This is a genomic window from Lacinutrix sp. (assembly GCF_023299985.1).
In the GTDB taxonomy this organism is placed as follows: Bacteria; Bacteroidota; Bacteroidia; order Flavobacteriales; family Flavobacteriaceae; genus Lacinutrix.
This window is the reverse complement of sequence record NZ_JALZVX010000019.1, coordinates 1-8,645: the sequence shown is the minus strand read 5'-3', so window position 1 is coordinate 8,645 and position 8,645 is coordinate 1. Positions and strand designations below refer to the sequence as shown.

Annotated in this window: 10 protein-coding genes and 1 pseudogene; 7 read left to right on the top strand and 4 right to left on the bottom strand. The window is 30.7% G+C overall.

The annotated features are described in order from the left end of the window. Together Q0C58_RS01295 and Q0C58_RS01290 are read left to right on the top strand one after the other, a co-directional pair. Window positions 1-365 (top strand): annotated as a pseudogene (locus Q0C58_RS01295) (TonB-dependent receptor); the annotation flags it as partial. A 3-nt stretch (window positions 366-368) separates the two neighbouring features. After that, on the top strand, window positions 369-1,400 hold the full coding sequence (locus Q0C58_RS01290) for a DUF5074 domain-containing protein (protein ID WP_290696551.1): 1,032 nt from the start codon (window positions 369-371) through the stop codon (window positions 1,398-1,400). A gap of 46 nt (window positions 1,401-1,446) precedes the next feature. Here the strand turns inward: Q0C58_RS01290 and Q0C58_RS01285 are convergent, their stop codons facing one another. Then, window positions 1,447-2,163 (bottom strand): diphthine--ammonia ligase, encoded by a 717-nt coding sequence (locus tag Q0C58_RS01285; protein ID WP_290696549.1) that lies wholly within the window; start codon window positions 2,161-2,163, stop codon window positions 1,447-1,449. Continuing rightward, the gene (locus tag Q0C58_RS01280) at window positions 2,153-3,568 is read right to left on the bottom strand and encodes a S41 family peptidase (RefSeq protein ID WP_290696547.1); all 1,416 of its coding nucleotides are present in this window, start codon (window positions 3,566-3,568) and stop codon (window positions 2,153-2,155) included. The genes Q0C58_RS01285 and Q0C58_RS01280 overlap by 11 nt, the downstream gene beginning before the upstream one ends. Window positions 3,569-3,795: 227 nt before the next feature. Here Q0C58_RS01280 and Q0C58_RS01275 point away from each other — a divergent pair, with 227 nt between their 5' ends. The 4 genes from Q0C58_RS01275 to Q0C58_RS01260 all read left to right on the top strand — a co-directional run bounded on the left by Q0C58_RS01275 (window position 3,796) and on the right by Q0C58_RS01260 (window position 6,096). Then, complete coding sequence (locus tag Q0C58_RS01275) at window positions 3,796-4,305, top strand: RNA polymerase sigma factor (RefSeq protein ID WP_290696545.1); 510 nt, start codon at window positions 3,796-3,798, stop codon at window positions 4,303-4,305. After that, the gene (locus Q0C58_RS01270) at window positions 4,292-4,798 is read left to right on the top strand and encodes a hypothetical protein (protein WP_290696543.1); all 507 of its coding nucleotides are present in this window, start codon (window positions 4,292-4,294) and stop codon (window positions 4,796-4,798) included. Before Q0C58_RS01275 ends, Q0C58_RS01270 begins: the two co-directional genes overlap by 14 nt. A 157-nt stretch (window positions 4,799-4,955) precedes the next feature. Further along, window positions 4,956-5,525 (top strand): DUF4252 domain-containing protein, encoded by a 570-nt coding sequence (locus tag Q0C58_RS01265; protein ID WP_290696541.1) that lies wholly within the window; start codon window positions 4,956-4,958, stop codon window positions 5,523-5,525. A 25-nt stretch (window positions 5,526-5,550) separates the two neighbouring features. Next, on the top strand, window positions 5,551-6,096 hold the full coding sequence (locus Q0C58_RS01260; protein WP_290696540.1) for a DUF4252 domain-containing protein: 546 nt from the start codon (window positions 5,551-5,553) through the stop codon (window positions 6,094-6,096). Between the two features lie 97 nt (window positions 6,097-6,193). Here Q0C58_RS01260 and purB read toward each other — a convergent pair whose 3' ends face one another. Together purB and Q0C58_RS01250 are read right to left on the bottom strand one after the other, a co-directional pair. Beyond that, on the bottom strand, window positions 6,194-7,537 hold the full coding sequence (purB, locus tag Q0C58_RS01255) for an adenylosuccinate lyase (protein ID WP_290696538.1): 1,344 nt from the start codon (window positions 7,535-7,537) through the stop codon (window positions 6,194-6,196). Window positions 7,538-7,678: 141 nt separating this feature from the next. Then, complete coding sequence (locus Q0C58_RS01250; RefSeq protein ID WP_366841047.1) at window positions 7,679-8,116, bottom strand: adenylosuccinate lyase; 438 nt, start codon at window positions 8,114-8,116, stop codon at window positions 7,679-7,681. A gap of 177 nt (window positions 8,117-8,293) precedes the next feature. On the opposite strand from Q0C58_RS01250, the gene Q0C58_RS01245 reads away from it, so the two are divergent. After that, on the top strand, window positions 8,294-8,645 hold a 352-nt coding region (locus tag Q0C58_RS01245), incomplete at its 3' end, for a heme-binding domain-containing protein (RefSeq protein WP_290696537.1).

Here is an 8,645-nt window from a genome sequence, read left to right as displayed (position 1 = left end):
ATGCACATCGTTTTGAATTAAAAGGAAACTACTCTTATACTGTTTCAGAAAATAAGGAAACAGAAAAACAATTGGTTTATGTGCCTTTTCATAAAGGAAATACTTCTTTAAGTTATAGTTATAAAAACTTCTCAATGTTTTATCAGCATCTATTTAATGGAGAAGTGTTTACTATTTCTAGAGATACTTTGCCATTTTATAATGTAGGCAATTTAGGAGTCTCTTATAATTTAAACACTAAAGGCAATACCAATTATGTATTAGAATTAAGAGTCAATAATATTTACAATACTTATTACGAAAACGTAGCATTGCGTCCAATGCCAAATAGAAATTTTACAATACAAACCACAATTAAATTTTAACAAATGAAAATTAACAAATTAGCTTTAGTAGCCTTAGCATTAGGCTTAACTTTTACATCTTGTAGTAACGATGATGATACCATAATACCAGCAGTACCTTTAGGCGATTATGAAAATGGAATATTAATTTCTCATGAAGGAAATTTTCAAGGAGGAAATGGATCTGTAGCTTTTGTTTCTAATGATTTTGAGACAGTAGAAACTAATATTTTTAATAATGTAAATTCAAACTTGTTAGGTGATACAGCACAAAGCATTGCTTTTGATGGAGAGCATGCTTATATCGTAGTAAATGGTTCAAATAAAATTGAAGTTGTTAACCGTTATACTTTTGAATCTATAGCAACAATAAATACAGTTGTTATTAACCCAAGATATATGGCAGTATCAAATGGTAAGGGATATGTTACTGCTTGGGGAGATTTTAGCGATACTACCGATGATGTTTTATTAGTAGTTAATTTAGAGACGAATACCATATCTAATACTATACCTACAAGTTATTTGCCAGAAGAAATTATAGCTTCTAATAACACGGTTTATGTTACTACTGGTATTTTTGGGTTTGGAGATAAAGTAGATGTTGTTAACACTGTTACAGATGAAATTGCAACTAGTGTTACAGTAGGAAACTCTCCTAATTCAATTCAGTTTGATGCTAATGGAGATGTTTGGGTATTAACCTCTGAAAACTTAATTGAAATTAGCGCTTCTGATAATACAATTACCAAAACTATTGCATTTGACACAGCTTTAGCTCCAAGTAAATTGAATTACGATAATAACGGAAGTTTCTATTATAAATCGTCTGATGGCATATATAAGTTAACAGAAACGGATGATGTGTTACCTACTACAGCAGAATTTTCTTCAATTAATTTTTATGATATGGCTATTAATAATGGAATGTTATATGGTGTAGATGCTGGAGATTTTACTAGTGAAGGATCATTAAAAGTTTACGATTTAAGTACAAATACAGAAATTGAATCTCTTGAAATAGGTATTATTCCAGGAGAAGTTTACTTCAACTAAAAAACGATTATTTGTAAATTAAAAAAGCCTGCATTCGCAGGCTTTTTTAGTATTCTAATACCAAATCGCAAAACCAAAATCCAGTTTTACCAGAGCCACAAACAGAATCTTCAGTTTTTGGCGTGTTGTATTCACGATATATTTTTTCTCCAATAGAAAAAAGAATAGGCTTTTTAAAAATAGGACCATCATAACAAAAGGTATGAAACTCTCCATTTTCGCCACAAACATCGACTTCTTTGGGTAAGTTGGCTATAAGTTCTTTAGTTATGGTTTGTCCAACAAAATCTTCAGAAAAATATTTAGCACTAGCACAAACAATAACAGCTTTAAATCCTAAATCTATAAATTGGTTAATTAATGTTGTGGTGTCTTTTTTCCAAAGTGGAAAAACCGTTTTAATATTGTGTTTTGCAAGATTATCTTCTCTATACTGTTTTAAATCTTCTAAAAAAATATCTCCAAACACAGCATGAGTAAATTGTTCTGCTTTTAGGCTATTAACCGTTTTAGTCATTATATGCTCGTAATCTTCCATACTTGGTTGCTCTGGAAGCTCAATAGTTTGTAATGGAATGCCAATAGCTTCGATTTGTGCCTTTAAAACATTAACAGGTAATCCATGCATAGAAACACGGTTGTAATGAGCGTTAACAGTCGTTACCAGTTTTTCAATTGAGAAATTAGCGTCTTTAAGTAAATAATATAAAGCCAAAGCAGAGTCTTTACCAGAACTCCAATTAAAGTAAGTTTTATTGCTCAATGTACATTTCTTTACTGTGTGGTAATAGATCGTTACTATCAAAAATAGTCTCAATAGTTTTGCTTTTTGAGATATTAAACGGTCTACCGTTAGCAGCGATATGAGCCAATGCTTCTGCCAAAAGAGGTTCATTAGCGTCACCTAAAATACCAAAGTTATTTATTGTTTCACTTATTTCAATATCTACAGCGATACCTTGAGCAGGTACTTGTGTACCATCTTTATTAACCGTTATTGCAACTAAAGGTTGCATAGCATAAGTATGACTTGGGTTTGCTTCAGTTCTACCAAAGTTTGGAGAATCGTAAATTGTTATAGAAGCTTGAGATTTACCAACGGTTTGTGTACCAATTTGTATAACATCTATATAAGCATCTAAGCTATTTATTACCATTTCACTAGCAGAAGCTGATGATCCTGTTGCTAGAATATAAACCTTATTAAGGTTAAGACTATTAAGAGCAGAACCTTCGTTATTATCAACAAAAGCAAAGTCAACATTGCTAGCTTGCTGCAGGTTGTTGAATAGTAATTTTGCAAAAACATCGCCATTAAACTGTCCAGTTACTAAACTACCTAATAATGCTGCCGAATTTACAGATCCACCAGGATTGTAACGTAAATCTAGTACTAAGTGCTGTACATTATTTGCTAGAAACTCACTAAAAGCAGCATTTAAAGCACTGTTAAAATTGCCAACAAAACCATTGTACATTAAATAGCCTACGTTATCACCTTCTACTTGAAGTATTTCAGTTCTAAAAACAGGATTTTCTGTGTATTCTATTCTAGAGAGCGCTATGGTGTTATCTGAAGCATCAACAGTGTCATCATCTGTTTCAGGAGTATTATTAGTATTATATACGGCAAGGTTTAAATTTAAATTATCTGCACCTAATAAACTATTCCAATTGCTAACCGTCAATTGTGTGCCATTTACAGCATTAAATAAATCACCACGTTGTAACCCATTAGCTTCTGCGCTAGTATTTGGTAAAACGAGTCTAACAATTCCAAAAATGTCATCACTTCCAGAAGAGAATCGTTGTAAACCAAACTCCATTCCGTTAGATTTTGTAATACCATCAAACTGTTGTTCAAGCGCAATAAAATCGTCAACTATCCAGCTAAATCTATCTGTGTTTGTTCTGTCGTAAATTAAACTTTCAAATAAAGTTTCAGGACTATTAAAACCGCTTAAATAGTTATTAAAGTCATTACTATTGGCTCTGTCTTGAACCAAATCTGGTACTTGATCTCTGTATAAATAAAATGCATCCATACCACGATAAACAAAACTGTTAATGTCTTGAGTAGTTATTGGGTTATCATCTTGGTCATCAAAACAATTAGTAAAGAGGAGAGATAATAGTATTACAGCAAGTAGTGTTTTAGGATTTTTCATATTTGTAATTTTTCTTTTTCAGTCTAAAAGTAGTTATTTTTAAACTACAATCATAACATAACTATACATACAATTATGAAACGTGCTTTTTTATTTTTTATTTTTCTTTTAAAGAAAAAAATAAACATCCATTTTACAGCAAATTCAAATTTTATATGATTAAATAGAAATGTTTTGTAACAAAATACAAAGTTGTTCGTCGTAATAACATAAACCAACCAAATTAAATGACACAGTTAGAATTTTTAAACATTGTGACACCTTTTAAGGACAAAGTCTTTAGACTAGCAAAAAGATTGCTTGTGTCTAGAGAAGAGGCCGAAGATGCAACACAAGAAGTTTTAATAAAACTGTGGAAGAATAAAGCGAAGATAAAAGACTATAAAAATGTTGAAGCGTTTTCAATGACCATGACAAAAAACTTTTGTTTCGATAAGCTAAAGTCTAAACAAGCACAGCATTTAAAAATTGTACATAGTAATTACCAAGACCATAGCGTATCGCTTCAAAAAGAATTAGAATTAAACGATAGTCTAGGTTGGGTTGGGAAAATAATGGAAACATTACCAGAGCAACAAAAAATGGTAGTACAATTAAGAGATATAGAGCAATACGAATTTAAAGAAATTGCTAAAATGCTTGATATGAACGAAACAGCAATACGCGTCGCTTTATCAAGAGCAAGAAAAACAATAAGAGAAAAATTAACGAGTACACATAATTATGGTGTTAAATAATATAGAAAATTTACTAGAAAAGTACGAAAACGGTGAGACATCACTAAAAGAAGAGCAGCAGTTAAAAGACTATTTTTCGCAAGAAACTGTAGCGCCACATTTAGAACCATACAAACCTATGTTTACTTATTTTTTGGTAAACCAAGAAGAACAGTTTACTAAAGCGTTATCATTTCCTGAAAAATCTAAGAATAAAAATAGATTTAATTTTAAATGGTTATCTGTTGCAGCGGTTACGGTTCTTATGGTGTCGGTTTTTGTTTTTAAATCTTTTAATGAAGAAAAACTAACACTAACAGATGCAGATAAAATTGAAATTAATAACGCTAAAGAAGCGCTAGCAATCATGTCTAAACACTTTAATCAAGGCACAGCTCAAGTAAGCTATTTAGATGAAATTAGTAAAATTGGCACACAAGTTGACTATTTAAAAGAAATAACCAATCCTATGGATCGCTTATTAAAAAAGAGAAGGTTTTTGTTCGAGGATTGAAAGATTAAAAAAAAACAAGAAATTAAAAGATTTTAAAAAATGAACCAAGCGTAACACGAATTTAAAAACTAAAAACAAATTTAAAAACGCGAATTCATTTTCACATTATTAACAAATAAAAATTAAAAAAATGAACACAATAAATAAATTAAACACAATGAAAAAATCCCTAATTGTATTTGCTTTTGCAATACTATTAATGCCATTAACAGCAATGGCTCAAAGCGATATATTTGAGAAATATAGCGATAAAGACAATGTAACTTATGCATCAATTAAGCCTAAGATGTTTCAAATGTTAGCAAAATTTAACTTACAAACAGACGATAAAGATTCTCAGGATTTCATGAGTATGGTAAAAAGTATTACCAGTTTTAAAACATTAGCTACAGACGATAAAGTTATTGCAGCAGATATTTCTAAATGGGTAAATAAGCGCTCTGGTTCTTTAGAAGAATTAATGGAGATTAAAGACGATGGAGTTGTTGTAAAGTTTTATGTTGAAGAAGGTAAAAACGAAGACCATGTTAAAGAACTTTTAATGTTTGTAAATGGTTTAGATGCTATTACTAAAAATTTAGATGTATCGGTTAACGGTAAAAATAGAGGTATGGAATCTGTATTAGTTTCTTTTGTAGGCGATATTGATTTAAACCAATTATCTAAGCTTATTAATGCTTTCGATTTACCAGGAGCAAAGGAATTAGAGAAAAAGAGTAAGAAATAATCTATTTCTAAAATTATCAATCATCATGAAATCAATTTTTAAAACCTTAAGTTTTAGCCTATTCTTAGCACTTGCTCTAGTAAGTTGTAAAGACGAAGCTTCCATACAAAACTACTTTGTAGCACATCAAGATTTGCCAGAGTTTTTAACTTTAGATTTATCTCCAAAAATGCTAGATATTTCTGAAGTTGAACTAAGCAAAGAACAAAAAGAGATCTATAAGTCGTTTGATAAAATTAATATTTTGGCTTACAAGGCTAAAAATATAAGCGAAGAAAACTATACTCAAGAATTAGAAAAAGTAAAAACTATTTTTAAAAATGAAAAGTATAGTGAACTTATGGAATTTAGCGATAATGGTATAAAATTTAGAATTAATACCATTGGAGACGAAGATACTATAGATGAGTTTCTAGTATTAGCAAGCTCTAGAGAACTTGGATTTGCAGTAGTAAGAGTTTTAGGAGACAATATGCAACCCGAAAAACTATACCAGTTGATATCTCAAATGAAAAACGCAGACGTTGATGAAAGTCAACTTCAAAAACTTATGAATTATTTTGACGAATAGTTTGTAATTAACAATTACATGTTAATATAAAAGGCCTATCGAGAGATAAGCCTTTTTGTTTTTTAGAAACTTTAATATTTTGAATCTTCTGTTTTTTTTATATTCCTGTATAGTTACTTGGCGAAATTGCTTTTAATTCTGTTTTAATAGCATCGCTAACCTCTAAAGTATCAATAAAATTTGAAATAGACGTTTTAGTAATTGCTTCGTTAGTTCTAGTTAAACCTTTTAAAGCTTCATAAGGATTTGGGTACGCTTCACGACGTAAAATAGTTTGTATTGCCTCTGCAACTACAGCCCAATTGTTTTCTAAATCTTGAGCAAACTTAGGTTCGTTAAGCAATAACTTGTTTAATCCTTTTAAAGTCGATTGAAAAGCAATAAGTGTATGTCCAAAAGGCACACCAACGTTTCTTAAAACAGTACTATCTGTTAAATCACGTTGTAAACGAGAGATAGGTAGTTTTGCAGATAAATGTTCGAAAATGGCATTAGCCAAACCTAGATTACCTTCAGAGTTTTCAAAATCTATTGGGTTGACTTTGTGTGGCATTGCGCTACTTCCTACTTCTCCAGCTTTAATTTTCTGCTTAAAGTAATCCATAGACACATACGTCCAAATATCGCGATCTAAATCTATAATTATGGTGTTAATACGCTTTAAACAATCAAACAATGCAGCCATATGGTCGTAATGTTCAATTTGTGTAGTTGGGAAAGAATGTGATAACCCTAGTTTTTCTTGTACAAAAGCACCACCAAAAGCTTTCCAGTCTATAGATGGATAGGCTACTTTATGTGCATTAAAATTTCCTGTTGCACCACCAAATTTGGCTGCACTTGGAATATCGTTTAATAAATTAAACTGTTCTTTTAAACGCACTACAAACACTTCAATTTCTTTTCCTAAACGAGTTGGAGAAGCTGGTTGACCATGTGTTCTTGCTAACATTGGTATTGCTGCCCAATCGTTAGATAATTCTTCTAGACGCTTTAATACTTCAAAATAACGCGGTACGTAAACGTCGTTCACAGCTTCCTTAATACTTAAAGGAATTGCTGTGTTGTTAATGTCTTGAGAGGTTAAACCAAAGTGAATAAACTCCTTGTATTGCTCTAATCCTAATTTGTCGAATTCTTTTTTAATAAAGTATTCAACGGCTTTTACATCGTGGTTTGTTACGCTTTCAATATCTTTAATGGCTTGCGCATCTTCTGTAGAAAAATCTTTATATATTTTACGTAAGTCTTCAAATACCGAAGCATCAATACTTTCAAGTTGAGGTAAAGGTTGTTCGCAAAGCGCAATAAAGTATTCTATTTCTACTAAAACACGATATTTAATAAGCGCTTCTTCAGAAAAATAATCGCCTAATACTTCAATTTTATTTCTATAACGTCCATCTATTGGTGAGATGGCATTTAATGCAGATAATGACATAGTTTTGTGTTATTTAGTTTCAAATTTTGAAAAAAGCAAAGATAGCTAAGAAAGTGAAAAGTTAAGAGTTAAGCATTAAAAGTTTTAACGAGTTTTTCACTATTCACTATTCACTATTCACTATTCACTATTCACTATTCACTATTTCATAATCTTATTAAGTATATGTCTAGCTCTTGCCTTAAAGCCAGAACTTTGCATTTGGTAGTCGCGTTCTAGAATTAATGCTAGATCTGGATGAATCCAATCATAATCTCGCCCTAAAAGGAATAACGAATTCATAGCATAAGCTTTAGGTGCTATTTTTTCGTCATTAATCATCCAATCAAAACAGGCTTCAATAATTTTTTCTTTATGTGTAGAATTTAAGGCTTGTTTAATTTCGTTATCTAGTTTACTGTACAAAGCTTTTATTAAGTATTCGCAAACTTTAGCAACAGGTCTTACTGCGGAATTTAAATGTACTTTGTTAACGTTTTCGGTAAAACGGTGAAGATAAGGAATTATGGTATTTAAGTTTTCTTTACACATAAATTCGAAAACCCAAGCAGCACGAGGCGACATTTTATTATCCACCATAAAAAGAATATCTAACAGCTTAGAAATTAAACTTGGATTATTAATAACCAAATTAGCGTAGTGTAATCGTTTCTCTCTAGAATGATTTACATAATTTAATTCTTGATATAAGGCTTCAGGAGTGAAATGAAATTATTATTTTTATGCTTTAAAATTAAACAATATAAATATATACAGATGAAAATTGTAAAAAAAATACTGCTTGTTTTATTAATAGTATTTTTAATAGCTCAGTTTTTTGGACCAGAAAAAAATGAAGGTTCAATGGAGTCTGTTACTGCTTTTTTTGAAGACACCAAACCACCAGAAAACGTAAAAGCAATACTAACAGAAGCTTGTTTCGATTGCCACAGTAACGCAACACGTTATCCTTGGTATAATAGAATAACACCAGTAAATTATTGGATGGCAGACCACGTAAAACATGGCACAAAACATTTTAATGTGTCTACCTGGAAAGGTAATTCTATAAAAAGAAAAGATCATAAAATTGAAGAATTAATAGAAATGCTTGAAGCAAAAGAAATGC

What these genes read in the sequence shown, in the direction of transcription:
- Q0C58_RS01290 (WP_290696551.1), top strand. Translation starts at nt 369, where the DNA reads ATGAAAATTAACAAATTAGCTTTAGTAGCCTTAGCATTAGGCTTAACT.
- Q0C58_RS01280 (WP_290696547.1), bottom strand. Translation starts at nt 3,568, where the DNA reads ATGAAAAATCCTAAAACACTACTTGCTGTAATACTATTATCTCTCCTC.
- Q0C58_RS01275 (WP_290696545.1), top strand. Translation starts at nt 3,796, where the DNA reads ATGACACAGTTAGAATTTTTAAACATTGTGACACCTTTTAAGGACAAA.
- Q0C58_RS01270 (WP_290696543.1), top strand. Translation starts at nt 4,292, where the DNA reads ATGGTGTTAAATAATATAGAAAATTTACTAGAAAAGTACGAAAACGGT.
- Q0C58_RS01265 (WP_290696541.1), top strand. Translation starts at nt 4,956, where the DNA reads ATGAAAAAATCCCTAATTGTATTTGCTTTTGCAATACTATTAATGCCA.
- Q0C58_RS01260 (WP_290696540.1), top strand. Translation starts at nt 5,551, where the DNA reads ATGAAATCAATTTTTAAAACCTTAAGTTTTAGCCTATTCTTAGCACTT.
- purB (WP_290696538.1), bottom strand. Translation starts at nt 7,537, where the DNA reads ATGTCATTATCTGCATTAAATGCCATCTCACCAATAGATGGACGTTAT.
- Q0C58_RS01250 (WP_366841047.1), bottom strand. Translation starts at nt 8,116, where the DNA reads ATGGTGGATAATAAAATGTCGCCTCGTGCTGCTTGGGTTTTCGAATTT.